Origin of the sequence: Streptomyces sp. B21-083 (assembly GCF_036898825.1) — a bacterium.
Classification (GTDB): Bacteria; Actinomycetota; Actinomycetes; order Streptomycetales; family Streptomycetaceae; genus Streptomyces.
On record NZ_JARUND010000002.1, the window covers coordinates 1,434,223 to 1,458,912 of the forward strand.

Sequence of the window (24,690 nt, forward strand, 5' to 3'; positions counted from 1 at the left end):
TTTACTATTGGCGGACCAGTTACTTCTCCGAGGAAAGGTGTGAGCGTCCGCCCATGGGCGAGCCTCCCAGTAGCGACAGCACCACTCGACGTCGAGCGATCCCACCGGCCCTGCCCGATCATGGGACGGAGGTGAACCGATGACCGAAGTGCTTCTCCTCCTGGTCGCGATCCTGCTTTCCCTGGCCTGTGGCGCCTTCGTCGCGGCCGAGTTCTCCCTGACCACGGTCGAGCGCGGCGAGCTGGAGCGTGCGGTGGAGCGCGGTGAGCGGGGTGCCGCGGGCGCCCTGAAGGCCGTACGGAACCTCACGTTCCAGCTGTCCGGCGCGCAGCTCGGCATCACGGTCACCAACCTCGTGGTCGGCATGCTCTCCGAGCCGTCGATCGCCGCGCTGATCGCGGGCCCGCTCGAATCGCTCGGTGTCTCGGACTCGGCGGCCTCCTCTTTGGCCCTGGTGATCGGTACGGCGCTGTCGACCGTCTTCCTGATGGTCGTCGGCGAGCTGGTGCCCAAGAACTGGGCGATCTCCGCACCGCTGGCCGTGGCCAAGCGGGTGGCGACGCCGCAGCGCCTGTTCAGTGCCGCGTTCCGGCCGTTCATCACGCACCTCAACAACACGGCGAACCGTATGGTGCGCCTCTTCGGCATCGAGCCCGCCGAGGAGCTGGCCTCCGCGCGCGGACCCCAGGAACTGGCGGCACTGGCCAGGCACTCCGCCAAGGCGGGCGCCCTGGAGCCCGACACCGCGGAACTGTTCGTACGGACCCTGAACCTGGCCGACCTCACCGCGGAGAACGTGATGACACCGCGCGTCCAGGTCGTCGCCCTCGACGCCCAGGCGACCTGCGAGGACGTGGCGAACGCGACGCGGGCGACCGGGCTGTCCCGGTTCCCCGTCTACCGCGGCAACCTCGACTCGGTCGTCGGCGTCGCGCACATCAAGGACTGCCTCGCGGTGCCTTCGGAGCGTCGCCCCCGGGTGTCCGTCTCCGAACTGATGCGCGAGCCGCTGCTCGTCCCCGAGTCACTGACCGTCGACCGGCTCCTCGACCGGCTCTCCGGCAAGCGCACGATGGCCGTCGTCATCGACGAGTACGGCGGTACGGCGGGCGTGGCCACGCTGGAGGACATCGTCGAGGAGGTCGTCGGCGAGGTACGCGACGAGCACGACCCGCACGAGACGTCCGACCTCGCCCCGGCCGGTACGGACGACGAGGGCCGCGCCCTCTACTCCGCGGACGGCGCGGCCCGCACCGACCAGCTCGCCCGCGTCGGTCTCCGGCTGCCGGAGGGCCCGTACGAGACGCTCGCGGGCCTCGTGGCGACCGAACTGGGCCGGATTCCGCAGGCCGGTGACACGGTCGAGGTCGCCGACTGGCACCTGGACGTGGTGGACGCCTCGGGCCGCAGGGCCGCGCGCGTGCTGCTGCACGCGCCACTCGCGAAGGAAGACGAAAAGGAAGGGGAGGCGAAGTGACCGCCATCCAGCTGCTCATCGGACTGGCGACACTGGTCGTCAACGCCTTCTTCGTGGGCGCCGAGTTCGCGCTGATCTCCGTCCGCCGCAGCCAGATCGAGCAGTACGTCGAAGAGGGGGCGGAGGGCGCCGACAGGGACCGCGCGGACGGCGACCGGCGGGCGAAGAGCGTGCTGTGGGGCCTGGAGCACGTGTCCGCGCTGATGGCGGCGGCCCAGCTGGGCATCACGCTGTGCACCCTGATCCTCGGTGTGGTCGCGGAACCGGCGATCGCGCATCTGCTGGAGCCGGTGTTCCACGCGGTGGGCGTCCCCGAGAGCGCGGGCCACGCGGTGTCCTTCGTGATCGCCCTCGCCCTGGCCACGTATCTGCACATGCTGCTCGGCGAGATGGTGCCGAAGAACATCGCGCTCGCGGAGCCGGTGCGCAGCGCACTGCTGCTCGGCCCGCCCCTGGTGGCCCTGGCGCGGGCGCTGAAGCCCGTGATCTTCACGATCAACGCCTTCGCGAACACGCTGCTGAAGCTGCTGCGCGTCGAGGTCAAGGACGAGGTCACGGCGACCTTCTCGGACGCCGAACTGGCCCGCCTGGTGCGGGACTCCGGCGAGGCGGGGCTCATCGACGACCGCGCGCGGGAACGCCTTCACGACGCCCTGGAACTGGGCCGCAGGCCGGTGCGTGACGTCGCACTCCCCCTGGAAAGCGTCGTCTACGCGCGCGTGGGCGTCACTCCGGAGGAGCTGGAGCAGTTGTCGGCCGAGTCGGGCTTCTCACGCTTCCCGGTGGTGGACGACGAGCGCCGGATCGCCGGCTATCTGCACGTCAAGGACGCGCTGGACGCCGCGCCCCGGGACCTCGCCTTCCAGGTGCGGGACATGCGGACCATCGCGAGCGTACGGGCGGACACTCCCCTGGACGACGTCCTCACGGCGATGCGGCGCAGCCGTACGCACCTGGCGGCGGTGCAGGGCGAGGACGGGCTCCTCGCGGGCCTGGTGACGATGGAGGACGTGCTGCGCGAGCTGTTCGGTCAGCCCGTGTAGGGCGTGGCGGAACGTCCTGGAGCGCCTTGGAGTGCCTTGGACCGATCTGAAAGAGGTCGACCGACCGCCGGGTATGTAATCGGGCTATCATCTCTGTCGCCATGCAGACGAATGCTTCTTACACCAGCCTTGTCGCGGTCGGCGACTCCTTCACCGAGGGCATGTCGGACCGGCTGCCGGACGGTACCTACCGCGGCTGGGCCGATCTCCTCGCGGCCCGGATGGCCGCCCGCGCACCCGGTTTCCGGTACGCGAACCTCGCCGTGCGCGGGAAGCTGATCGGGCAGATCGCCGCCGAGCAGGTGCCCGTGGCGGTGGCCCTGGAGCCCGATGTGATCACGCTGGTGGGCGGGCTCAACGACACGCTCCGGCCCAAGTGCGACATGGGGCGGGTACGGGGGCTCCTGGAGGAGTCCGTGGAGCGGCTGGCGCCCGCGTGCAGGCAGTTGGTGCTGATGCGCAGCCCCGGTCGCCAGGGCCCGGTCATGGAGCGCTTCCGGCCGCGCATGGAGGAACTCTTCGTCTGCATCGACGACCTCGCGTCCCGGCACGGCGCCCTCGTGGTCGACCTGTACGGGGCCCCGTCGCTCGGCGACCCCCGGCTGTGGGACGTGGACCGGCTGCACCTGACGGGCGAGGGCCACCGGCGGGTCGCGGAGGCGGTCTGGCAGACCCTCGGCCACGAGGCCGAGGACCCGGAGTGGCGTACACCGGTGGCGGCCACGGCGCCGCTCGCCTGGGGCGCACGCCGGGTCGCGGACGCCCGCTTCGCCCGGCAGTACCTGCTGCCGTGGATCGCACGCCGACTGACGGGACGCTCCTCCGGGGACGGCCGGACAGGCGCACACTTCAGCGCCGAGCTGGGCAAAGCGTTCTGGGTCACCCCTGCGGACCACACAAACCCCGGCCCTGTGACGGACTGGCGACGGGTGGGGCACTGACCCGGAGCCCCGTCCGGCTGCCCGCGGTTGTCGAGGTACTGCCGCTGTCGTAGGTTCGAGGTCCCGCCCGTCCCGCAACCGCCAACGCCTCTGCACCGGACGCTAAGGCGACCAGACCCGGACGTGCCTGTGGGTGGCCGGCGAGGGACGCGTGCGCGGACCCTGAGCGATCAGCCCGGCTGGGTCGTGGCGTGCTGCGAAGGACATCTGCTCGGGGAAGACCTCTCCGGTCGGAACGCGAACCTGGTCAACGGCCTCTTCAGATACGACCACACACCTTCGACCGGGTTGAACTCCCGAGCGCAGGACTGCAGTTGGTCAGACGGTCAGCCACAATCGCGCGTCGATCAGCTCCCGCGCAGTGCGGCTCCCACAACGGAAGGTTCTTGATGGACAGTCACATCGTGCAGGTGAAGATCCACCCCGCCATCGGTGTCGCCCGGGTCGGCAACAGCGCCGAAGCACCCTTCATCGGCCCGGAGTCACCGGACCAGAAACCAGCGGACGCCGGCTCCTACAAGGACGGCTCCGGGGCGCTCCGCCGGCAGGCCGCACGATTCCGTGTGTACGGCTACAACGCCGCGGGGGAGGTCGTACGGGAGCTGAAGCCGGGCAGCGAGGGTGTCACCGAGATCCAGTGGACGGTGCGTCTGGCCAACAAGAAGGCCGCCTGGTACCAGTTCCATCTGGCGCTGGACATCCCCGAGGGCAAGACGCTCACGGCAGAGCAGTACGGCCGGCGCAACGCCGACGTCGTGGGCGCCGACAGGAAGAAGCTGGTCAACGATCCCGGAAGCCGCACCGTTCGCGGCTCGAAGACCGAGACGCAGAAGTTCGACACCGGCAAGGTCATGGACAAGGCGGTGTACCTCGGTGAGATCTCCACCCGTTCCGACGGCCGCCTGATGGTGCTCGGCGGCCGGGGAAACTCCGCCTCCTACAAGAACCAGCCGATCACCGGGGTCACCAACAACAACACCTGGTACGACGACGTGTCCGACGGCCCGGTGACAGCGAAGGTCAGTATCGACGGCCGGGACCTGACCGCCGTCCCGGCCTGGGTCGTGGTGGGACCTCCGCACTACGCCCCCGGCGTGAAGTCCGTCCGTACCCTCTACGACCTGCTCTTCGACGTCTTCGTCCAGGCCGGTTCGCTGACCCGCCCGCAGCAGATCTCGTTCACCGATCACATCGAGCCGATCTTCCGCAGGTTCTGCGATCTGCAGTGGGTCAACCATGGTTTCGCGACCCAGTTCGGCTGGAACGGCCCCAACTTCTTCCTCTCGCCGGCGATGCGCAAGAGGCTCGCCGATCCGTCCAACCGGAACCGGGAACTGCGCCGCCAGACGTACGCCGCCCTGCGCGACTACAACCGCGACGGAAAGTCCCCGCTGCCGTGGCCGTGGCTGTATGGCGACGCCATGGCCAGCAAGCCCAAGTCCGTGCTTCAGCACCTGGCGCTGTCGCCGACCCAGGACTGGATGCTGCAGCGGTGGGCGGACGGGGCGTTCGTGGCCGGCCCCCTGCGGCAGCCGCGCCCCACGCTCGACGACGCCCCCGCCGCCGAGCAGCCGGGGCTGCTGGACCGGGCGGCCCTGGAGGGCTGCGCCGCCGACGCGTTCCACCCGGGGATCGAGGTCACCTGGCCGATCCGGCACGCGAGCATGTTCAGCGCGCCCTTCCGCATCCGGCACCGCGCCCCCGCCACCGCGGAACCCGACTACGGGCCCACCCTGCTTGCGGACGAGGCGGTCTCCGCCACTGGCCCCCTGCAAGCACAGGGCCCCGGGGACCTCACCCGCTGGATGGCCGCCCCCTGGCAGGCGGACACCGCGAGCTGCCGCTCCGGCTACGAGGTGCTGGCCAACCTGGGGCCCCGGTACAGCCCGTACCTGCCGACCTTCTGGCCTGCCCAGGTACCCAACCATGTGCTCAAGCTGGAGGACTTCGACAAGGTCAACACGCCGTCGGCCGGGAGCGACGACAGCGCCCGGGAAGAGGCGTTCGAGCGGCGGGCGACCTGGCTGCGCGGACTCACCGGCACCATGAACGAGCAGCGCACACAGATGATCAAGGACTGGTTCAAACTCGGCGTCGTCGAGGTGCGCGACTACACCGTGGGCGACGGTAAGTTCCCCGAACGGATCCTGGTGGAGTCGCGCCCGGCACAACCGCTCGCTCAGGCACCGGACACGGCGAACCTCGTCAACGTGCAGGTGCCTGAGGTGGGTCCGCACGTGTTGGCCGCGGCGGCGGGCCGCTCGCGCGAGGGAATGCTGGCACCCGAAACCGTCGAGGCCGAGTCGGCGGCGCGGGCGGTCGGCGAAGCGGCCAGGGCGACCGGCTACCGCGAGGAGGAGATCACCGCGGGATACCTCGAGAAACTCGACCCCTTCCGCGACGCGCGGTGAGCGGCGCACTCACTCCCGGCGCGGACACCTACGACGTCGTGGTGGCGGGCGGCGGCCCGGCCGGCTGCGCCGCCGCGCTCATGCTCGCCCGGGCCGGCCGTACGGTTCTGCTGGCGGACGCCGGCAGCGGGCCGCCCAAGGTCGGCGAGACGCTCGTGCCCGCCGGGCGGGTTCTGCTCGGCGACCTCGGCGTCGCCGGCCGCGTTCTCGACTCCGGGCATCTGCCCTGCTACGGCAGTCTTTCGGCGTGGGGTTCGGCCGACCTGCACGCCGTGGACTTCATCAACGACCCGCACGGCCATGGCTGGCACCTCGACCGGCGGTTGTTCGACCGGCGACTGCGCGACGCCTCGCGAGCGGCGGGGGCCGAGGTCGCCGAGGGCTCGGCCGTACGCGAAACGGCGCGGGCGCCGGACGGCGGCTGGACTCTGGTCCTGCGCGGCGGCACGGGCCCGGCCGACACCGGGTCGGGGTCGGGGTCGGGGTCCGACACCGGGTCGGGTTCCGGGGGCGGGTCGGGTTCCGGGGGCGGGTCGGGTTCCGGGTCCGGGTCCGGGTCCGGGTCCGGTGGCGGGTCCGGGTCCGGTGGCGGGTCCGGTGGCGGGTCCGGGTCCGGGTCCGGTGGCGGGTCCGGGTCTGAGCGTACGGTGCGCTGCCGCTGGGTGATCGACGCCACCGGCCGCGCCGCCGCGATCGCGGTCCGGTGCGGGGCCCGGCGGCGGGTCCGGGACCGGCTCACAGCCCTGTACGTGCCCCTGGACGCGGACCCGCTGGACACCGACCGCCGGTCACTCGTCGAGTCCGACGAGGACGGCTGGTGGTACACCGCCCCGCAGCCCTCCGGCGGGCGCCTGGTCGCCTACTTCACCGACGCCGACCTGCCCGCCGCCGCCCACACCGCACGCCACTTCCGCCGACGGATGTCGGCCACCCGCCACGTGTCCCGATGGGTTCACCGGGACGGGCCCGCGCCCACGTCACCCGCCACGCCCCGCCGGGCCGCCGCGCACACGGCCCACCTGGACCGGGTGTACGGAGACGGCTGGACCGCCGCCGGGGACGCGGCGGTCGCATTCGACCCGCTCTCCTCCCAGGGCGTACTGACCGCCCTCTACACCGGGCTGAGCGCGGGCCTGGCCGTCGACGCCCGCCTGAGTCAAGCTCCTGACGGCGCGGACTCGGCCCTCGCCGCCTACGCGGACCAGGTCGAGGCCGCACGGAGCGCGTATCTGCGCGGCCACCGTGTCATCCACGCCCAGGAGGCCCGCTGGACCGACCACTCCTTCTGGGCGCGGCGGCTGGCAGACCTGCCCTGACAGCCCCGGCCGGTGCGACCTGAACTGCTCAGGCCGCACCGGCCCGAGTGTTCGGGGGCAGACTTCCGGTGATCCGCCGCCGTTGCCGGGAGTTGCGAACCTGCCGACGCGGAGATCGCTTCGTACGGTGGCCTCTCGTAGCTTCCTCCGAACCGGGCCGTGGCGCTGGCCTGCACGAACCGCCAGTACAATCCGTACACGTGACCGCCGCACCCGCAAAGCCCCGCATCCCGAACGTCCTCGCCGGACGTTACGCCTCCGCCGAGCTCGCCACGCTCTGGTCGCCCGAGCAGAAGGTGAGGCTGGAGCGGCAACTCTGGCTCGCCGTGCTGCGGGCCCAGAAGGACCTCGGCATCGAGGTGCCCGACACCGCCCTCGCCGACTACGAGCGGGTCCTCGACACCGTCGACCTGGCGTCCATCGCCGAGCGCGAGAAGGTCACCCGGCACGATGTGAAGGCGCGGATCGAGGAGTTCAACGACCTCGCCGGGCACGAGCACGTCCACAAGGGCATGACCTCCCGCGACCTCACCGAGAACGTGGAGCAGCTGCAGATCCGGCTCTCGCTGGAACTGGTGCGCGACCGTACGGTGGCCGTGCTGGCGCGGCTCGGGAAGCTCGCGGGCGAGTACGGCGAGCTGGTCATGGCAGGCCGCTCGCACAACGTGGCCGCGCAGGCCACCACCCTGGGCAAGCGGTTCGCGACCGCCGCCGACGAGCTGCTCGTCGCGTACGGCCGGGTCGAGGAGCTGCTGGAGCGGTATCCGCTGCGCGGTATCAAGGGTCCCGTGGGCACCGCCCAGGACATGCTGGACCTGCTCGGCGGCGACGCGGCCAAGCTCGCCGAGCTGGAGCAGCGCATCGCCGGGCACCTGGGTTTCTCCACCGCCTTCACCTCCGTCGGCCAGGTGTATCCGCGCTCCCTCGACTACGACGTCGTCACCGCGCTGGTGCAGCTGGCCGCCGCGCCCTCCTCGACCGCCAAGACGATCCGGCTGATGGCCGGCCACGAGCTGGTGACGGAGGGCTTCAAGGCCGGCCAGGTCGGCTCGTCCGCGATGCCGCACAAGATGAACACGCGGTCCTGCGAGCGCGTCAACGGGCTCATGGTGATCCTGCGCGGCTACGCCTCGATGACCGGTGAGCTGGCTGGCGACCAGTGGAACGAGGGGGACGTGTCCTGCTCGGTGGTGCGCCGGGTGGCGCTCCCCGACGCGTTCTTCGCCCTGGACGGGCTGCTGGAGACCTTCCTGACAGTCCTCGACGAGTTCGGGGCCTTCCCGGCCGTCGTCGCGCGCGAACTCGACCGCTACCTCCCCTTCCTCGCCACCACGAAGGTGCTGATGGGCGCGGTGCGCGCGGGTGTGGGCCGCGAGGTCGCGCACGAGGCCATCAAGGAGAACGCCGTCGCCTCCGCGCTCGCCATGCGTGAGCAGGGCACCGAGCGCAACGAGCTCCTCGACAAGCTCGCCGCCGACGAGCGCATCCCCCTGGACCGCGCGCAGCTCGACGCCCTGATGGCCGACAAGCTGTCGTTCACGGGCGCCGCCGCCGACCAGGTCGCCGTAGTCGTCGGCCGCATCGAGGAGATCGCCAAGCAGCACCCCCAGGCTGCCGCATACACCCCCGGAGCGATCCTCTGACCCGTTTCACCCAGGCCGAACTGGAGGCCGCCCGCGACCGTCTCGTACCCGACGTCGTCGCGGACGGCCTCCACGTCCTGTTCTGCGGCATCAACCCGGGCCTGATGACGGCGGCGACGGGCCATCACTTCGCCCGCCCCGGCAACCGCTTCTGGCCCGTCCTGCACCTCTCCGGGTTTACCCCGAGGCTGCTGAAGCCCGCAGAGCAGGGCGAGTTGCTCTCGTACGGCCTCGGCATCACGAACGTTGTCGCGCGGGCGACAGCGCGGGCCGACGAACTGTCCGCCGAGGAGTACCGCGAGGGCGGGCGCCTGCTTGCCGCGAAGGTGACCCGGCTACGGCCCCGCTGGCTGGCCGTCGTGGGCGTGACGGCATACAGGGCCGCCTTCGACGACCGCAAGGCCCAGATAGGCCCGCAGGAACGGAAGTTCGGCGACACGCGCGTGTGGGCGCTGCCCAACCCGAGCGGCCTGAACGCCCATTGGACGGCGGCGACCATGGCCGAGGAGTTCGCACGGCTGCGGGAAGCGGCTTCCTAGGCCGCGCATGTCAGGAAGCGGGCAGGAGCCGGGAGGGCCGACCTCACCGGCTCACCGACCCCTGCCGCTCCCACCGCGAGCCGACGCAGGGCGCCAGCCGCGGGCTCAAGGGGGAACCACTCGTAGTGACTGCACCGGACGGCCCTTGACGCCAGATCAGGGCGCGGCCGTCGGGGCGAGACTGAAACCGACCTGGCTCACGATCCGGTACCGGTCGTGTCCCACGTACAGGCGCGTGTGGTCCGCCGCCCATTCCTGCGCGTCGGTGTTTCCGTCGTCGAGCGACTTGTGTTCGATGCATTTGGCGCACTCGACCCACCGACGTGACGGCAGGGTGTCTGCCGTCACCGCTACGCCTTCTTCCAGTCGACACACCCACCCGCGTCCCCAACCTCACGGGTCTGTACAGATGTTGCGGGTCAGGCCGTTGGTGACGGCGCATAGTGGTGGGCAAGGTCGGTGGCGAGGGCACGGAGGTGAGCCCTGGCTTCGGTGGGGCCGTGCACAGTGATGGTGCTCCCGAACGGCAGTAGTGCTCGCACGTCCTCCAGATGCGGGAAGCGGATCGTCACCTTGTGGCCGGTGGCGGATTTCTCATGGCCGTCCCGGACGAGTCGTTGGCCGAAGATCCGTTGCGCTCGCTCGATCTGGGTCTGGTCGATGGAGGCGCTGACCTCTGTCGCATGGTTGTGTTCCCACTGATCAACGAGCGCTGCGGCGACGCTGGCCAGGGTCTGGTTCTCGCGGATCCGTCGTGGCTGGTCTACTTCCTCCCACGCCGTGATCCGTTCGAGTCGGTACATCCGTGGCACTCGGGCACAGTCGGCGACGAGGTACCAGGTGCCGGCCTTGGCGAGCAGCCCGTAGGGATCCACGACCAGGTCGCGTGAGCGGGACTCGCGTGGGCTGTCGTACTCGATCCGTAGCCGGCGACCTCGCCGCACCGGGCCGATCAGCGAAGCCGGAGTCGTGCCGGAAGGTCGTGCCTGGAGCCAGGGACTGCTGTCCACGTGCACTACGTCCGTGAGCGGCAGGAGCTCATGAGCTCGACGTGACTGTGTAGCGCCGATCTTGGAGAGCGCGCGCCGGCTTTCGACGGATGCGTCGAGCTCCGCACGTTGCTTCTCATCCAGCCCGGTCAGCGCCAGATGATCACGCTCGCCCGGCGTGAGTCGCGTGAGGTCGAGCCCGGACCCGGGCAGCATGGTCACGCCTCCGAGGCGGCCCCGTTGCGCGGTCACCGGCAGACCGGCGTCGCGGAGCCAGTTCAGGTCCCGGGTGATGGTTCGAAGGGACACCCCGAGCGCCGAGGCGAGTTCCTGTGTGGTCACGGCTTCCCTTGATGCGAGGAGCAGCATCAGGGAGAAGAAGCGGTCTGGGGTCACACCCCAAGTTTTTCAGGAATTGCGCCACGATGCGGCGCATATCCCGGTCAGGCTGGTGGATGCGTACGCACGACCTACGACCTACGAGAAGGTACAACCATGACCACATCCGTCGTGTCCATCGTCTATGTGAACGACGCTCCCGCCGCAGCTCGTTTCTACGGCGACCTCCTCGACATGAGGCCGTCGTTCGAGACTCCGGGATACATCACCTTCGACCTCGGGCCAGGCGCTGATCTCGGTCTGTGGTCTGGGCAGTTCGAGGATCTGTCACCGGATGTCCCGCGTACCGGTGAGGTGTGCCTGGCCATCGACAGTGGACCCGACGAGCTCAACGCGATCTTCAAGCAGTGGCAGTCCAAGGGCGTCACGATCCTGCAGGAGCCTCATGATCTGGGGTTCGGGCTGACGTTCCTCGCAGCTGATCCTGACGGGAACCGAATCCGCGTGGCACCGCGGGGCTGAAAGGCCACAATGCGGCAGGCGCGCACGACAGGTGACGCGCCTGGAACTCAGACAGTGCACGAAGTCGCGGCGGGACACCCATGAGGTGGCGGAACTCGGCCGTCATGTGGGACTGGTCGTAGTAACCCGCCGTCGCGGCGATCTCCGACCACCGGCCGGCACCGGCCGCGAGCACGGTGCGAACGCGGCCGATGCGTGCGAAGTGCTCGGGGGACAAGCCGGTGCCGTCGGTGAGCAAGGTGTGCGGGCGGCGCTCACTGATGTGCAACCGGGCCGGAGCTGCTGACGTGCGCAGACCAGGCGGCGATCCTGGAGCGCGTGCTGGAACGGCCGGTCAAGATCACCGACACGAACGCACTCGGCCAGTTGCCGGCCGAGATGATCACTGGCGTCGGCTGGGCGCGCGCCGGCGGTGCGGCCTACGTCACCGGCCGCGTGCCGCGGGTGCGCGGCCGACCGGCGGGCACTTTCGAGCAGTGGGCCCGCGACCACCGGGAGGCGTTCACGGCAATGCCGTAACCCACCGCCGGCGGCCGCCCGGGCTCGCGTAACTAAGAAGACAGTGGGCGGTGACAGCCCAGCGGACCTTCGTCAGCGGCGACGACGCCGACGCGAAAGCCGAAACCACCGCGCTCCTGCGCTCCTTCGGCTGGGCGCCCGAGCAGATCACCGACCTCGGCGACCTCTCGAGCGCCCGCGCCACCGAAGCCCTGATGGCGTTGTGGCTGCGGCTCTGCAGGGTGCTCGGCCCGGTGGACTTCAACCTGGCCGTCGTCACCGCCTGACGAGCTCGTGCACGGTCGGCGGTGACGACGGCAGGTCCGTCCGTCACGCGTCGCGGCGGCGTATGCTCCACGCCCCCGCGAGCAGCGCGGTCGCCGTCCAGAGCGCGGTCACCGCGAGGCCGGTCCAGGGGCCGAGGGTGCTGTCGGACGTCTCGTAGAGGATCACCTGGCCTGCCCGGTCGGGCAGGAAGTCGGTCAGCCCGCCTGCCACGTCCCCGATCACGAACGAGATGATGAGGATGAACGGGATCAGGATGCTGAGCGTGGCGACGCCGCTGCGCAACAGGGCGGTGAGTCCGGCCGCGAGCAGCGCCATCAGCGTGAGGTAGATGCCGCAGCCGACGACACCACGCGCCTGTTCCCCCAGCGTGAGGCCGTTCGCCGCGTCGCCCAGACCCGCCCTCGCGGCGACGAGCGAGGCGGATCCTGTGACCAGCCCCATCAGCAGGGCCGGTACGCCGATGGCCGCGATCTTGGCCGCGAACCACCGTCCGCGTTGTGGCACAGCGGCCAGGGAGAGTCTCAGTCCGCCGCCGTGGAACTCGGAGGAGACGGCTGTCGCGCCGAAGGCGATGGCGGCGATCTGGCCGGGGCCGACACCCGAGAGCGCCGTGAACAGGGGGTCGAACTCCGGGTCGGACGTACTGGAGACCCCGGCGAGCGCGGAGAACGCCGTGGAGACGGCGAACACCGCCAGCAGCGCGCCACAGAGTGGGCGGAGCGTACGGATCTTCAGCCACTCGGAGCGCAGAACGGGTGCGAACGGCATGGTCAGGCCTCCTGAGACTGCGCCGGGGACTGCGCGGGGTGTCGCTGGGCGGTGAACTCGGTTTCGGACGTCGTCAGGTCGAGGTAGGCCTGTTCCAACGTGCCTTCCTCCGCGGCCAGTTCGAGGAGCGGCAGGTCGGCGTCCGACGCCAGTCGCCCGATGTCGTCCACCCGGGCGTGGTGCACGGTCAGGTGCCCGTCCTCGTGTTCGGCGGCCTCGTATCCGTGGCGGGCGAGGGCGTCCTTGAGCGCTGCGCCCTTTGTCGTACGCACCCGGACACGCGGCTGCACGCGCGCGTGGATGAACTCCCGCACCGGGGTGTCGGCGAGAAGACGGCCGCGGCCCAGGACCACCAGGTGGTCGGCGAAGGACGCGGTCTCGTTCATGAGGTGGCTGGAGACCAGGACCGTACGGCCCTCCTGGGCCAGCCGGCGAAGCAACTCCCGGATCCAGATGATGCCTTCGGGATCAAGGCCGTTGGAAGGCTCGTCGAGCAGCAGCACGGGCGGATCGCCGAGGAGGGCGGCCGCGATGCCCAGGCGTTGGCGCATGCCCAGGGAGTACGTCTTCACGCGGCGCCTCGCGGCGGACGCGAGCCCCGTCTCCTCCAGGACCTCGTCCACCCGGCGTTCCGGGATGCGGTTGCTCATCGCCAGCACCCGCAGATGGTCACGTGCGGTGCGTGAGCCGTGCGCGGCCTGCGCGTCGAGGAGGGCGCCCGCGTGGCGCAGCGGTTCACCGAGGGAGGCATAGGCCCGGCCGCCGATGGTGGCGGTGCCGGACGTCGGCCGGTCCAGGCCGAGGACGAGCCGCATGGTGGTGGACTTTCCGGCGCCGTTGGGGCCGAGGAAACCGGTGACGCGGCCGGGCAGGACACGGAAGGTGAGGTGGTCGACGGCTCGCGTCGTGCCGTACTCCTTGGTGAGGTTCTGGACGTCGATGCTGGTCATGGCAGCAGCCTGGCCGCCGGCCCGGGGTGGACGCCTCCCCCGCCGGAGGGCTTCGTCTCCCCCGCCCGGGGGAGCCCGTTGTCAGTGGCGGCTGTCACGATGTCGGAATGGCCCGCTTCCTTCGCCCGCTGCTGCGCGGGACGACGTACACCCGCTTACTGCACCTGTGGGTGCCGATGCTCGTCGTGAGCGTGTGGCTGTTCATCGACATGTCGAAGCCGTGGGTCCCCGCTGTGGTGCTGCTGCCGGTCGGGCTGATCCCGGCCGTGCGCCTGGGCGAAGGGGTACAGGCGCGGTTGCTGCTGACGCCGGGCGCGCACGAGTCGGCGATCTCCGTCGCCCCTTCGGCGAGTTGGCGGGACCGGCTGCGGACGGTGCTGTGGCTGGAGGTGCGGATGGCTCTCGGGGTGGTGGCCATGGGGGCGAGTGTCTGGCTGCCGATGACCACCGTCGGCCTGGTGCTGGCCGCGACAGCGAGCCGGCCCGACGACAACCCGTTCGTGCCGGTGGCGCAGCCGAGTTGGGTGTACGCGCTGCTCTCGCCGCTGCCGCTGCTCGCCCTCTACGGAGTGGTGGTGGGCCTGGGTGAGCTGGTCACCGCCGTCGCGCGCCGGCTGCTGGGCCCCTCTCCGTCCGAGCGGCTCGCCGCGCTGGAGGAGCGCACCGAGCAGCTGCTGGAGCGCAATCGCATCGCCCGTGAGTTGCACGACTCCATCGGGCACGCGCTCACGGTGGCCGTCGTGCAGGCGGGCGCGGCCCGTGCGGCGGGCGATCCCGCGTTCACCGACCGGGCGCTGGACGCCATCGAGGAGACCGGCCGGGCCGCGTTGGAGGACCTGGAGCGTGTCCTCGGGGTGCTGCGCGAGTCGGGCGGGCCCGCGAGCAGCCGACCTGCCCTCACCGAGACCGACCGGCTCCTGGAGTCCGCGCGCCTCTCCGGGGCGAAGGTCGACATCGAGGTGACCGGCCCGCTGGACGGTGTGCCGGGGCCGGTGTCCCGCGAGGGCTACCGGATCCTCCAGGAGTCCCTCACCAATGTGCTGCGGCACGCGGGGGCCGTTCCCGTCCGGGTCCGTATCGGGGTCGCAAACGACACTCTCGCCCTGGAGGTCCGCAACCCGCTCACCGCCGCGATACCCGGCCCCGGCCGGGGCAGCGGTCTGCGCGGCATACGGGAGCGCGCGTCGCTGCTGGGCGGCCGCGCGCGGACGGGGCCCGACGAGGGCGACTGGCAGGTGCACGTCGAGCTGCCGCTGCGCTGATCTACGCTGACCGGATGCCCGTAACCGTGCTCCTGGTCGACGACGAACCCCTCGTACGCGCGGGTCTGCGGGCCGTGTTGGAGGCTCAGCCCGATATCGAGGTCGTCGGGGAGGCCGCGGACGGGGCCGCCGTCATCCCGTTGGTCAGGCGGTTGCGGCCGGACGTGGTCGCCATGGATGTGCGGATGCCCCTGATGGACGGCATCGAGGCCACGCGCGCGGTGCTGCGGACCGTGCCGGAGCCGCCGAAGATCCTGGTGGTGACGACGTTCGAGAACGACGAGTACGTGTACGAGGCGCTGCGGGCCGGTGCCGACGGGTTTCTGCTCAAGCGGGCCCGGCCGGCCGAGATCGTGCACGCCGTACGGCTGATCGCCGAGGGCGAGTCGCTGCTGTTCCCGGCCTCGGTACGGCGACTGGCGGCCGAGTACGGGGACGGGGGCAGCGACGGGGGAAATCGGGCCGCGCGGGCGGTTCTGGAGCGGGCCCGGCTGACCGAGCGCGAGGCGGAGGTGCTGCGGCTGATGGCCCGGGGTCTGTCCAACGCGGAGATCGCCGCCCGGCTGGTCGTCGGGACCGAGACCGTGAAGTCGCATGTCAGCGCGGTGCTGGCGAAACTGGGGGCCCGGGACCGTACCCAGGCGGTCATCGTGGCGTACGAGTCCGGGTTCGTCGCGCCGGGATGATCCCGGCCCGTCGGAAAGGTCGGGGGTGGGCGGCTCTCGCCCGGGTGCTCCGCGCCGAGTACGATCCGCCCCACACCCGCACGGAGCGCTCCGCTGGAAGCGCGGTGACGGACCCGCGCACCTGCCTTGAGCAGGTCCGCCTGGCTGGGAGGACGTACGTTGGGGCAGCTGACCGGTGGGGATCCCTCGCTGCTGCGAAGGATCAACTCCGCGGTGGTGCTGCACGCGCTGCGTGCCACGGACTGCGCGACACTGACCGAGATCACCCGGGTGACAGGCCTGTCCCGGCCGACCGTCGAGGGCGTCGTCGAGGGGCTCATCGAGAACGGGCTCGTCGTCGAGAAGGCCGCCGACGAGAGCGTCGCCCGGCGGCAGGGGCGGCCCGCCCGGCGGTTCCGGTTCCGGGCGGAGGCCGGGCATCTGCTGGGGCTGGAGATCGGCCCCCACCGGGTCGCCGCGCTGCTGTCCGACCTCGACGGGCGTCTGCTGGGGTCGATCTCGAAGGACGTCGACGAGGCCGCGCCCGCTGACGAGCGGCTGGAGCGGCTGCGGTCGGCGGTCGCCGAGTTGCTGCGCCGGGCCGGGGTGGCTCGCGACTCGCTGCGGGCCGTGGGCGTGGCCACACCCGGGATCGTGGAGGCCGACGGGGTCGTACGGCTGTGCACCGCGCTGCCGGAGTGGACCGGGCTACGGCTCGGTGAGCGGCTCAGCCGGTCCTTCAAGTGCCCTGTGCTGGTCGAGAACGACGCCAACGCGGCTGCCGTCGCCGAGCACTGGAAGGGCGCGGCGATCGACTCCGACGACGTGGTGTTCGTCCTGGCCGGGCTGAGTCCGGGCGCCGGTTCACTGATCGGCGGACGCCTGCACCGCGGGTACGGCGGAGCGGCCGGGGAGATCGGCGCGCTGCATCTGCTGGGCCGGGAGGCGACCCCGGAGGCGCTGCTGTCGACCACGGGCGAGCCGCTGCACCCGCTCGACGAGGTGGCGGTCGCCGGGGTGTTCGGCCGCGCCCGCGAGGGCGACGAGCAGGCACGCGCCGCCGTCGACCGCTTCATCCAGCGACTGGTCCACGACGTGGCCGCGCTGGTGCTGGCCCTCGACCCCGAGCTGGTCGTCGTCGGCGGCTGGGCGGCGGGGCTGGACGGCGTGCTGGAGCCGTTGCGCGACGAGTTGGCGCGCTATTGTCTGCGCCCGCCCGGCGTGGCCCTGTCGCTCCTCGGCGAGGCGGCCGTGGCGACGGGCGCGCTGCGGCTCGCTCTCGACCATGTCGAGGAGCAGTTGTTCGCTGTGGAGGGGACGGTTACGGCCCGGCGCTGAGAACTCCACGGGGGCGCGGTCTTGAGAGCTGCGGGTCCGTTGTGGCTGGTCGCGCAGTTCCCCGCGCCCCTTCGGGGCGTCAGGAGGCCCGGCGTTCCGGGCCGTGGTGGATCTCCACTCCTCCGGTGTCGCCGAAAGTCAAGCGGCACGTGTCAGCCCGGTAGGTCGCCACGGAGAGCGCGGCCGTGCGGCCCCCGGCGAAGAAGCGGGTCGTGACGACGAGGACGGGGGCCCCCGGGAGGCGGTCCAGCTCCTTGGCGTCGTCCGCGCGGGCCGAACCCAGCTCCACGGCGCGGTCCTGGCCCTCCAGCTCCAGTCGCTGGAGTTCGCGCAGCACCGCACGCGCGCGTGCCGCGCCGGACGGGGCGTCTATCGCCGACAGTTCGGGCACCGACGCGGCCGGAACGTAGAGCAGTTCGGCGGCGACCGGCTGGTTGTGCGAGACGCGGGAGCGGCGCACGGTGTGGACCAACTCGTCCGGGCCCGTCTCCAGGGCGGCGGCGACCCCCACGGCCGGTACGGTCAGCCCGCTGTCCACGGGCTGCCAGGCGTCACCCGCCGCGCCCGGCCACGCGTGCCGGGCCGTGCCGACGGCGACGCCCATGCGCGGCGGGGCGACGGTCGTACCGACACCGCGGCGGCGCTGGAGCCGGCCTTCGAGTTCGAGTTGTTCCAGTGCCTGGCGGAGCGTGGCCCGGGCGACGCCGAAACGGGCCGCGAGGTCGCGCTCGTTCGGCAGGATCTCGCCCACCGTGAACTCCGAGTCCAGTGCCTCGCTGAGCACTGTCTTCAGATGCCAGTACTTCGGCTCCGGCACCGTTTCCAACTGCGTGGTCCCCACCGTGTCCTCCGCAATCGCCGTGGTCCATCGGCGTTTTGGCGCCCTTGTTTATTAAAGGTTGTTGCACTTTCCTGCGACCATAGGGCGGCCCCGATGCTTGGTCAAGACCAATCAGCCGTCCTGGGGAAGAGCCAGGGAGCGCACCTTGTCCGGGTTGCGGATGATGTACACACACTGGATACGGCCGTCCGCCACATCCATCTGGAACACGGCGTCGGGCTTGCCGCCGGCCAGGATCAGTACGGCGAAGCCGCCGTTGACCTCCAGGAAGCGGAAGGACATGTCCGCGAGGCCCTTGGCGGCGGTGCCGACGATGAAGCGGCCCACGTGGTCGGCCGACTCCAGGATGCGGCGCGGCGCCTGTGCCAGGCCGCCGCTGTCGGCGACGAGGCAGACGTCCGGGGCGAGCAGTTCCATGAGGCCCGCGAGGTCGCCCTGTTCGGCGGCGACCAGGAACCGTTCGGTCAGGTCGCGGCGCTGGGCCGGGTCGACCTCGTAGCGGGGGCGCCGTTCGTCGACGTGCCGGCGGGCGCGTCCGGCGAGCTGGCGCACCGCCGGCTCGGAGCGGTCGAGCATGCCGGCGATCTCCGCGAACGGGTAGCCGAACGCCTCACGGAGGACGAACACCGCCCGCTCCAGCGGCGAGAGGGACTCCATGACGACCATGACCGCGAGGGAGACGGTGTCGGCGAGCACGGCCCGCTCGGCCGCGTCCGGGACGGTGCCGGTGCCACCGGTGAGTTCGGTGACGTACGGCTCGGGCAGCCACGGGCCGACGTACGTCTCGCCGCGCGACTTCACCTGGCGCAGGCGGTCGATGGCGAGCCGGGTCGTGACGCGCACGAGATAGCCGCGCGGTTCGCGTACGTCGGTCCGGTCGGCGCCGGACCAGCGCAGCCACGCGTCCTGGACGACGTCCTCGGCGTCGGCCACCCGGCCGAGCATCCGGTAGGCGACGCCCATGAGGACGGGCCGGTGCTCTTCGAAGACGTCGGTCACGGTGTCGGCGGTCACGACTCCATCCCAACCCGGTACCGCGGGTGATGTCCAGCGAGTTGTCGGCCGACACCCATTGGGGGCTACCCGCCGGTAGTAATTGCTGACAAGCTGTCTACGCCGTCTCCGTGGACCTTCACTCGGACGGTCACGCAGATACGCAGACGCGTACGAAGAGGAGCAGCCCCATGTCCGCCACCGTCGCCTTCGAGGTCCCCTCTCCGTACGGCCCGCCGACCGAGACCAGGACCGTGACCCTGTCGTACACGCGCGTGGGCGCCGGCGAACCGCTTCTGCTGCTGCATGGCATCGGGCACCACCGGCAGGCCTGGGACCCGGTGATCGACATCCTGGCCACCGAGCGCGAGGTGATCGCCGTCGATCTTCCCGGGTTCGGTGTGTCCCCGGCGCTGCCGGACGACTTCGTGCACGACCTGCCCACGATGACCGCCGTCTTCGGCGCCCTGTGCGAGGCGCTGGACCTGGACCGGCCGCATGTGGCGGGCAACTCGCTGGGCGGCCTGCTCGCCCTGGAACTCGGGCGCGAGAAGCGCGTACGGTCCGTCACCACGCTCTCCCCCGCCGGGTTCTGGTCGCAGGCGGAGCGACGGTACGCGTTCGGGGTGCTGCTCGCGATGCGGCGGGCCGCGCGGAGCATGCCGCTGCCCCTGGTCGAGCGGCTGTCACGCTCGGCGGCGGGGCGGGCCGTCCTGACGAGCAGCATCTACGCCCGTCCCGGCCGCCGTTCACCCGAGGCCGTCGTCGCCGAGACGCTCGCCCTGGCGAACGCCCAGCGGTTCACCGAGACCCTCAAGGCCGGCGCCGGCATCCGGTTCACGGACGACGTCCCGGGCATCCCGGTCACGGTCGCGTGGGGCACCCGGGACATGCTGCTCGTGCGCCGCCAGGGCATCCGCGCCAAGCGGATCATCCCCAAGGCCCGCCTGATCCGCCTCCCCGGCTGCGGCCACGTCCCGATGAACGACGACCCGGCACTGGTCGCCCGGGTGATCCTCGACGGCAGCCGCTGACCGGCGAGGACGTACGAGAGCCGACGCGCCCGATCCCAGGACGACTCCGGCGCCGACGATGACGCTTCCGGCGGCCTGTGCGGTGCCGTAGGAGCCCGTGCCCACGAGCGGGGCGGTGCAGGCCGCGGCGACCGGGATGAGGCCGGAGAAGAGCGTGGCGCGCTCCGGCCCGATCCGTTGCAGGCCGATGTACCAGCACACGAAGCCGACGACGGTGACGGCCGCCGCCTGCCACAGCAGCGCGGCGGTCTCGGTGGTGTCGGGCACCCGCAGCCAGCCGCCGCCGTCGAGGACCACCCCGGCGAGCGCGGACTCGACGGCGGCGAGGCCGCACACGGTCGCGGACATCAGCCGGGGTCCCAGGGGCCGCACCAAAGGCACGGCGAGCATCGCGAAGCCGACCTCACCGGCCAGCGCGCACCCGGAGAACGTGAGACCGGCGCCGTCCGTACGGCCCCACCCCTGGACCGCGAACGCGCCCACCGCGACGGTCAACGCCCCGTACAGAACGGTGCGTTGCGGCCTCCGCCGGTCCAGCAAGGGCACCAGGACCGCCACGACCGCGGGCGCGCAGCCCACGAACACCCCCGGCACCGCCGGTTCCGCGCTGTGTTCAGCGGCGATGACGGCCAGGTTGAAGCCGACCATGCCGACGGCCGCGAGCAGTGCGAGGCGGGTCCACTGGCGGGCGGTGAGCGTCCGCAGCGCAGCGGCGCCGCCCCGGCCGACCAGGGGCAGGAGCAGCAGACATGCCAGGCCGTAGCGCAGGAACTGGCCGCCCGCGTACGGGTAGAAGCCGAGGACGCTGTTGGCGGTGAAGGAGCAGCCGACGAGGACGGCGGCGAGGGCGGTGAGAAGAGCCCCGCGCGCGGGGGTGATGTCGGCAGGGTCGGGGATGGCTTTCATGAAGGTGACGCTAGGGAGCGCGGCGGACCGGATTAAGGTCCACTTCCATGACGTCATCGGGGACCAGTCCGGGCGGCCTGCCGGGCTCCGCCGCCTGGGAGTTGCTGCTCCCGGCGGTTGCCGCGCCGCCCCGCTCGCGTGGGCGTTCGCTGCAGGAGGCTTTCCGGGAAGCGGTCCGGTCGGGGCGGCTCGCACCGGGGACGCGGCTGCCGTCGAGCCGGGATCTCTCGGCCGACCTCGGGGTGTCGCGGGGGCTGGTCACGGAGGCGTACGAGCAGTTGGCCGCGGAGGGCTATCTGCGCAGTGGGCGCGGGGCCGGGACCTGGGTGGGCGGCGCCGCCCGGGCCGCCCGTCCACGCGCGCGGGACCTCGCTCCGCGCTCCCCCGGTGCCCGGGCCGACTTCCTCCCGGGCACCCCCGACCTGTCACTGTTCCCGCGTGCCGCGTGGGCCGCCGCCCAGCGCTCGGTACTCGCGGAACTCCCCCACCACGCCCTCGGCTATCCGGATCCGCGCGGGCTGCCCCGGTTGCGAACGGCACTGTCGGAGTTGCTCGCGCGGCGCCGGGGCGTGGTCGCGGACCCGGAACGGCTGGTGGTGGTCTCCGGGGTGGCGCAGGCGACGACGCTGCTCGGCCACGTGCTCCACGCGCGCGGGAGGCGCGCCATCGGCGTCGAGGACCCGGGGAGCCCGGAACACGGCTCCCTGTACACCTCGGTCGGCCTGGACGTCGTACCGCTGCCCCTGGACGGCGAGGGCCTCGCCCCAGACGGAGTGCGGGCCTCGGGGGTACGCACGGTGGTGACCACGCCCGCCCACCAGTTCCCCTCCGGGATCGCCTACTCGGCGGGCCGCCGCGCCGAACTCCTCGACTGGGCGCGGTCGGTGGACGGGCTGGTGGTCGAGGACGACTACGACGGGGAGTTCCGCTACGACCGCGCTCCGGTGGGCGCCCTGCAGGGGCTCGACCCCGAGCGCGTCGCCTACACGGGGTCCGTCAGCAAGTCGCTGGCGCCCGGGCTGCGGCTCGGCTGGCTCCTCGTACCGGAGTCGTTCGCCGAGGAGGTCGTCGAACGGAAGCGGACGATGGACCTGGGCCATCCCGCCCTCGACCAGGAGCTGTTCGCACGGTTCGTGGAACACGGCGACTACGACCGGCATCTGCGCCGGTGTCAGCGCGTACCGGGAGCGGCGCGACGCCCTCGTAGCGGCGCTGGAGGAGCACTTTCCCGCGGCCGAGGTGTCGGGGATCGCGGCCGGTCTGCATGTGATCGCCGCACTGCCGGAGCGGTACGGGCCGCAGGACCGGTTCCTGGAGCGGACGGCGGCGGCCGGGGTCGCGGTACGGCCGCTGTCGGACTTCGCGCACGCGCCCGTGCGGGGCGGTGGCGTACGGCTGGTGGTGGGGTACGCGCAGTTGTCGCCCGCGCGGATCCGGGAGGGGATCCGGCTGATGGCCGAGGCCCTCATTCTCTGAGGGCGACTCGCACACCGGTTCCCTTGTCCCCGTTGGCAGTTGTTCAGCGAGTACTTCCCGATCCCCACGCTCAGCCCGGGCGCCTGGGAGGGCCGCGTCCGCCGAGTGCTGCACCAAGGGGCGCTGCCCGACATGTTCGCCCTCGACACACCAGCGGATTACCGGCCCGGTCCGGCCAACCGCCGATGTGCACCACATCTTGGCGCAGCAGTACCGGCCCTCACGAACCGCCTCACCGACTTCGAACCGTTCTGGGAATTCCTGTCGGGCCCGCTGAACGCCACGGCCTTCCCCGCCAGCACACTCGACTGCCCGTTCGGTCCGAAGCGCGTCTCCGTAAAGGCGCCGACTGCGGCGAACGCCTGGCCCGTCGGCGGCTACCGAGTTTCATTCGCCAGTTCATCGGGCTTCAACCCGTTGGCGAGGCGAATCTCGTAATGGCGGCGCGGAGTGTCGCGGTGTCGTTCCGGTGGAGCCAGATGTAGCGGCCACAGGGGCGAGGTGGGGAACGGGTGTTCCCGGCGACAGAGGGTGCCGCGTGTTCGTACGATCGGCGAATGCAGCTTCGGTAGCGGGCTCCAGCCGAGGAGCAAGTCAACAGTTCCTCGGCGAGGTCGGGGCGGACGTTCGTGAAGATCGGGCGGTTCGAGCCCACCAGCCAGGTGTGCTCCACCTTTCCACGACCGGGACCACAACGCCGCGATCAACGTCAAACAGGCCGCCGGACTGGCGGTATCGGCCTGCGGAGCGCCGGTAGGACCGGGACTTGTCCCGGCACAGCGCGAAGAAGCAGGAAGCCACGGAATCCCCACCCGAACCTGTGCCGAGGATTCTGGCCGTCCCTGCCGGTTGCTGTGCCGCTACGCCTCGGGGTCAGGTCGACGGCGGCAGCGGTGAGCTGACGGTACGGCTGCGCGAGCAGGACGGGACCGTGCTGTTCACGAAGGTGCTGCAGCCGGGGCGGGTGGGGCAGTAGGAGCACGCACGGCAGTAATCGTCCAGGAGTAAACAAAAGGGGCGGAACGCAACTTAACCCTTCGGTCACAGTCCGTTCGTGATCACGCAACACCGCTGGCGCATGGTGGCTGCATGACTCGACAGATAGCTGAGGGAACTCCTGTGACGGACGGCGACAACCCGGTACGCCGGTGGCGGCGAGACGTCGTCGAACTCGCCGCCCTGCTGCGCACATGGTGGGCAAGCCGCCACGGTCACGCACCGCCGGGCGCCACCGACGCGGCTACCGACACCGGCGCGAGTGTGCTGTGGCGGATGCGGACGACGGTGCGGGACCAGCCGGGATCGCTCGCCTCGCTGTGCATCGCCCTCGCCGAGCGACGTATCGACATTCTCAGCCTCCAGACGCATCCTCTGGCCCGGGGCACGGTCGACGAGTTCCTGTTGCGCGCCCCCGGTGACCTCGCCGCCGCCGAGATCTCCGGGTCGGTGTCCCAGGCGGGCGGCCAGGGGACGTGGATCGAGCGGGCCGACGCCCACGATCTCGTCGACGCGCCGACCCGTGTCCTGGGCCTGGCCACCCGTACGGCCCTGGACGCGGCCGAACTGCCACTCGCGCTGCGCCAGTTGCTCGGACGGTGCACGATCCGTTCGCTGCCCGGCGGTGATGTGGCGGCCCGGGACGGCGTACCGGTCGAGGGCGCTCTCGACGAGACGGACACGGTGATGCGGCTGCGCGCGCCGGAAGGCGGAGTGATCACCGTGGAGCGGCCGTATCTGCCGTTCACCCCGACCGAGTTCGCCCGGGCGCGGGCGCTGGTGGAGCTGGACGCGCGGCTCGGTCCCCGCGTCCCGCACGGCCAGGACGTGCTGACGCTGCCGCAGGGCAACGCCATCACCGTACGGCGTGCCGACGCGCGCGACCTGGACGCGGCGAAGGCGATGCACGAGCGCTGCTCGCCGCGCACCCTCTCGCTCCGCTACCACGGCCCGATGGGCGACGCCGACCGCTACCTGGGCCACCTGCTCAGCCCGCGCTACGGCCGCACACTCGCCGTACAGACCGCGTCGGGGCGGGTGGTCGGCCTCGGCCACCTCCTCTGGGACGGCGACGAGACCGAGATCGCGCTGCTCGTCGAGGACGAGTGGCAGCGGCGCGGCGTCGGCGCCGAACTCCTGCGCCGACTGGTGTCGATGGCCCGTGAGGCGAACTGCGAGCACGTGTACGCCGTCACGCAGTCCTCCAACACCGGGATGGTCGCCGCGATGCGCGGCCTCGGCCTCCCCCTCGACTACCAGATCGAGGAGGGCACCCTCGTCATCACGGCCCGCCTGGACACGACCCCGGTCGCCGCCACTAGGCCGTACGACCACAGCACGCGGGACTGATTCTTCTGTTGCGATCCCCTCTACTGATCGCTCACGCGACCGGCCCGGCGGCTTCCGCCGGGCCGGTCGCGCGTTCCGGCGGGAATCGACGTGACGTCGACCGCC

Annotated in this window: 23 protein-coding genes and 3 pseudogenes; 18 read left to right on the forward strand and 8 right to left on the reverse strand. The window is 71.5% G+C overall.

The features are described from left to right. The first annotated feature begins 139 nt into the window (after positions 1-139). The 3 genes from QA861_RS30465 to QA861_RS30475 all read left to right on the forward strand — a co-directional run bounded on the left by QA861_RS30465 (position 140) and on the right by QA861_RS30475 (position 3,461). Positions 140-1,477, forward strand: a complete 1,338-nt coding sequence (locus tag QA861_RS30465; RefSeq protein WP_334591890.1) for a hemolysin family protein — start codon at positions 140-142, stop codon at positions 1,475-1,477. Further along, positions 1,474-2,520, forward strand: coding sequence for a hemolysin family protein (locus QA861_RS30470; protein WP_334591891.1), 1,047 nt, complete (start codon positions 1,474-1,476; stop codon positions 2,518-2,520). Before QA861_RS30465 ends, QA861_RS30470 begins: the two co-directional genes overlap by 4 nt. Before the next feature lie 101 nt (positions 2,521-2,621). Beyond that, positions 2,622-3,461: an SGNH/GDSL hydrolase family protein gene (locus QA861_RS30475; protein WP_334591892.1), complete on the forward strand. Its 840-nt coding sequence runs from the start codon at positions 2,622-2,624 to the stop codon at positions 3,459-3,461. 248 nt (positions 3,462-3,709) lie between these two features. On the opposite strand, the pseudogene QA861_RS47220 reads toward QA861_RS30475, so the two are convergent. Continuing rightward, positions 3,710-3,830, reverse strand: a pseudogene (locus QA861_RS47220) (IS630 family transposase); the annotation flags it as partial. Positions 3,831-3,850: 20 nt separating this feature from the next. Here QA861_RS47220 and QA861_RS30480 point away from each other — a divergent pair. The 4 genes from QA861_RS30480 (at position 3,851) to mug (ending at position 9,370) form a co-directional block, all read left to right on the forward strand. Continuing rightward, a complete protein-coding gene (locus tag QA861_RS30480; RefSeq protein WP_334591893.1) occupies positions 3,851-5,872 on the forward strand; it encodes a LodA/GoxA family CTQ-dependent oxidase in 2,022 nt (673 codons plus the stop codon). Further along, positions 5,869-7,188 (forward strand): NAD(P)/FAD-dependent oxidoreductase, encoded by a 1,320-nt coding sequence (locus tag QA861_RS30485; protein ID WP_334591894.1) that lies wholly within the window; start codon positions 5,869-5,871, stop codon positions 7,186-7,188. Before QA861_RS30480 ends, QA861_RS30485 begins: the two co-directional genes overlap by 4 nt. Before the next feature lie 200 nt (positions 7,189-7,388). After that, positions 7,389-8,831: an adenylosuccinate lyase gene (purB, locus tag QA861_RS30490; RefSeq protein WP_334591895.1), complete on the forward strand. Its 1,443-nt coding sequence runs from the start codon at positions 7,389-7,391 to the stop codon at positions 8,829-8,831. Beyond that, positions 8,828-9,370 carry a G/U mismatch-specific DNA glycosylase gene (mug, locus tag QA861_RS30495; protein ID WP_334594890.1) on the forward strand — a complete coding sequence of 181 codons (543 nt, stop codon included), beginning with the start codon at positions 8,828-8,830 and terminating at the stop codon, positions 9,368-9,370. The genes purB and mug overlap by 4 nt, the downstream gene beginning before the upstream one ends. Positions 9,371-9,526: 156 nt before the next feature. Here mug and QA861_RS30500 read toward each other — a convergent pair whose 3' ends face one another. Together QA861_RS30500 and QA861_RS30505 are read right to left on the reverse strand one after the other, a co-directional pair. Beyond that, entirely contained in the window at positions 9,527-9,718 is a 192-nt protein-coding gene (locus tag QA861_RS30500; protein ID WP_334591896.1) for a DUF7848 domain-containing protein, read from the reverse strand. 71 nt (positions 9,719-9,789) lie between these two features. Further along, positions 9,790-10,755 carry a helix-turn-helix transcriptional regulator gene (locus QA861_RS30505; protein WP_334591897.1) on the reverse strand — a complete coding sequence of 322 codons (966 nt, stop codon included), beginning with the start codon at positions 10,753-10,755 and terminating at the stop codon, positions 9,790-9,792. A gap of 99 nt (positions 10,756-10,854) precedes the next feature. Between QA861_RS30505 and QA861_RS30510 the strand changes: the two genes are divergently transcribed. Continuing rightward, the gene (locus QA861_RS30510) at positions 10,855-11,220 is read left to right on the forward strand and encodes a VOC family protein (RefSeq protein WP_334591898.1); all 366 of its coding nucleotides are present in this window, start codon (positions 10,855-10,857) and stop codon (positions 11,218-11,220) included. Here QA861_RS30510 and QA861_RS30515 read toward each other — a convergent pair. Continuing rightward, the gene (locus QA861_RS30515; RefSeq protein WP_334591899.1) at positions 11,123-11,488 is read right to left on the reverse strand and encodes a helix-turn-helix domain-containing protein; all 366 of its coding nucleotides are present in this window, start codon (positions 11,486-11,488) and stop codon (positions 11,123-11,125) included. The two genes, QA861_RS30510 and QA861_RS30515, sit on opposite strands and share 98 nt — an antisense overlap. Before the next feature lie 50 nt (positions 11,489-11,538). Here QA861_RS30515 and QA861_RS30520 point away from each other — a divergent pair, with 50 nt between their 5' ends. After that, positions 11,539-11,739, forward strand: a complete 201-nt coding sequence (locus tag QA861_RS30520) for a hypothetical protein (RefSeq protein WP_334591900.1) — start codon at positions 11,539-11,541, stop codon at positions 11,737-11,739. A 50-nt stretch (positions 11,740-11,789) separates the two neighbouring features. Continuing rightward, positions 11,790-12,005, forward strand: coding sequence for an NAD(P)-binding domain-containing protein (locus QA861_RS30525; RefSeq protein ID WP_334591901.1), 216 nt, complete (start codon positions 11,790-11,792; stop codon positions 12,003-12,005). A 43-nt stretch (positions 12,006-12,048) separates the two neighbouring features. Here the strand turns inward: QA861_RS30525 and QA861_RS30530 are convergent, their stop codons facing one another. Both QA861_RS30530 and QA861_RS30535 read right to left on the reverse strand, forming a co-directional pair. Further along, positions 12,049-12,774, reverse strand: a complete 726-nt coding sequence (locus tag QA861_RS30530) for an ABC transporter permease (RefSeq protein ID WP_334591902.1) — start codon at positions 12,772-12,774, stop codon at positions 12,049-12,051. Positions 12,775-12,776: 2 nt separating this feature from the next. Beyond that, positions 12,777-13,724, reverse strand: a complete 948-nt coding sequence (locus tag QA861_RS30535) for an ABC transporter ATP-binding protein (RefSeq protein WP_334591903.1) — start codon at positions 13,722-13,724, stop codon at positions 12,777-12,779. A gap of 107 nt (positions 13,725-13,831) precedes the next feature. On the opposite strand from QA861_RS30535, the gene QA861_RS30540 reads away from it, so the two are divergent. From QA861_RS30540 to QA861_RS30550, 3 genes are all read left to right on the forward strand, one after another. Then, the gene (locus QA861_RS30540; protein WP_334591904.1) at positions 13,832-14,986 is read left to right on the forward strand and encodes a sensor histidine kinase; all 1,155 of its coding nucleotides are present in this window, start codon (positions 13,832-13,834) and stop codon (positions 14,984-14,986) included. A 14-nt stretch (positions 14,987-15,000) separates the two neighbouring features. Next, positions 15,001-15,672, forward strand: a complete 672-nt coding sequence (locus QA861_RS30545; RefSeq protein WP_334591905.1) for a response regulator transcription factor — start codon at positions 15,001-15,003, stop codon at positions 15,670-15,672. 159 nt (positions 15,673-15,831) lie between these two features. Then, positions 15,832-16,989, forward strand: a complete 1,158-nt coding sequence (locus QA861_RS30550) for an ROK family transcriptional regulator (protein WP_334591906.1) — start codon at positions 15,832-15,834, stop codon at positions 16,987-16,989. Positions 16,990-17,068: 79 nt separating this feature from the next. Here QA861_RS30550 and QA861_RS30555 read toward each other — a convergent pair whose 3' ends face one another. Both QA861_RS30555 and QA861_RS30560 read right to left on the reverse strand, forming a co-directional pair. Further along, positions 17,069-17,830: a GntR family transcriptional regulator gene (locus tag QA861_RS30555; RefSeq protein WP_334591907.1), complete on the reverse strand. Its 762-nt coding sequence runs from the start codon at positions 17,828-17,830 to the stop codon at positions 17,069-17,071. A 111-nt stretch (positions 17,831-17,941) separates the two neighbouring features. Next, positions 17,942-18,844, reverse strand: coding sequence for an RNA polymerase sigma-70 factor (locus QA861_RS30560; RefSeq protein ID WP_334591908.1), 903 nt, complete (start codon positions 18,842-18,844; stop codon positions 17,942-17,944). Positions 18,845-19,014: 170 nt separating this feature from the next. On the opposite strand from QA861_RS30560, the gene QA861_RS30565 reads away from it, so the two are divergent. The 5 genes and pseudogenes from QA861_RS30565 (at position 19,015) to QA861_RS30590 (ending at position 24,585) form a co-directional block, all read left to right on the forward strand. Further along, complete coding sequence (locus QA861_RS30565; protein ID WP_044471947.1) at positions 19,015-19,857, forward strand: alpha/beta fold hydrolase; 843 nt, start codon at positions 19,015-19,017, stop codon at positions 19,855-19,857. A gap of 953 nt (positions 19,858-20,810) precedes the next feature. Beyond that, positions 20,811-22,239, forward strand: a pseudogene (gene pdxR / locus QA861_RS30575) (MocR-like pyridoxine biosynthesis transcription factor PdxR). Between the two features lie 148 nt (positions 22,240-22,387). Then, a pseudogene (locus QA861_RS30580) lies at positions 22,388-22,623 on the forward strand (alkaline phosphatase D family protein); the annotation flags it as partial. Positions 22,624-23,005: 382 nt separating this feature from the next. Further along, complete coding sequence (locus tag QA861_RS47455; RefSeq protein WP_503461763.1) at positions 23,006-23,215, forward strand: hypothetical protein; 210 nt, start codon at positions 23,006-23,008, stop codon at positions 23,213-23,215. Positions 23,216-23,328: 113 nt separating this feature from the next. Then, on the forward strand, positions 23,329-24,585 hold the full coding sequence (locus QA861_RS30590) for a GNAT family N-acetyltransferase (protein ID WP_334591909.1): 1,257 nt from the start codon (positions 23,329-23,331) through the stop codon (positions 24,583-24,585). Positions 24,586-24,690: the final 105 nt, after the last annotated feature.

Bases quoted from the DNA above. Each gene is read 5' to 3' on its own strand.
- QA861_RS30465 (WP_334591890.1), top strand. From the start codon at position 140: ATGACCGAAGTGCTTCTCCTCCTGGTCGCGATCCTGCTTTCCCTGGCC.
- QA861_RS30475 (WP_334591892.1), top strand. From the start codon at position 2,622: ATGCAGACGAATGCTTCTTACACCAGCCTTGTCGCGGTCGGCGACTCC.
- QA861_RS30480 (WP_334591893.1), top strand. From the start codon at position 3,851: ATGGACAGTCACATCGTGCAGGTGAAGATCCACCCCGCCATCGGTGTC.
- QA861_RS30510 (WP_334591898.1), top strand. From the start codon at position 10,855: ATGACCACATCCGTCGTGTCCATCGTCTATGTGAACGACGCTCCCGCC.
- QA861_RS30530 (WP_334591902.1), bottom strand. From the start codon at position 12,774: ATGCCGTTCGCACCCGTTCTGCGCTCCGAGTGGCTGAAGATCCGTACG.
- QA861_RS30535 (WP_334591903.1), bottom strand. From the start codon at position 13,724: ATGACCAGCATCGACGTCCAGAACCTCACCAAGGAGTACGGCACGACG.
- QA861_RS30540 (WP_334591904.1), top strand. From the start codon at position 13,832: ATGGCCCGCTTCCTTCGCCCGCTGCTGCGCGGGACGACGTACACCCGC.
- QA861_RS30545 (WP_334591905.1), top strand. From the start codon at position 15,001: ATGCCCGTAACCGTGCTCCTGGTCGACGACGAACCCCTCGTACGCGCG.
- QA861_RS30565 (WP_044471947.1), top strand. From the start codon at position 19,015: ATGTCCGCCACCGTCGCCTTCGAGGTCCCCTCTCCGTACGGCCCGCCG.
- QA861_RS30590 (WP_334591909.1), top strand. From the start codon at position 23,329: ATGACTCGACAGATAGCTGAGGGAACTCCTGTGACGGACGGCGACAAC.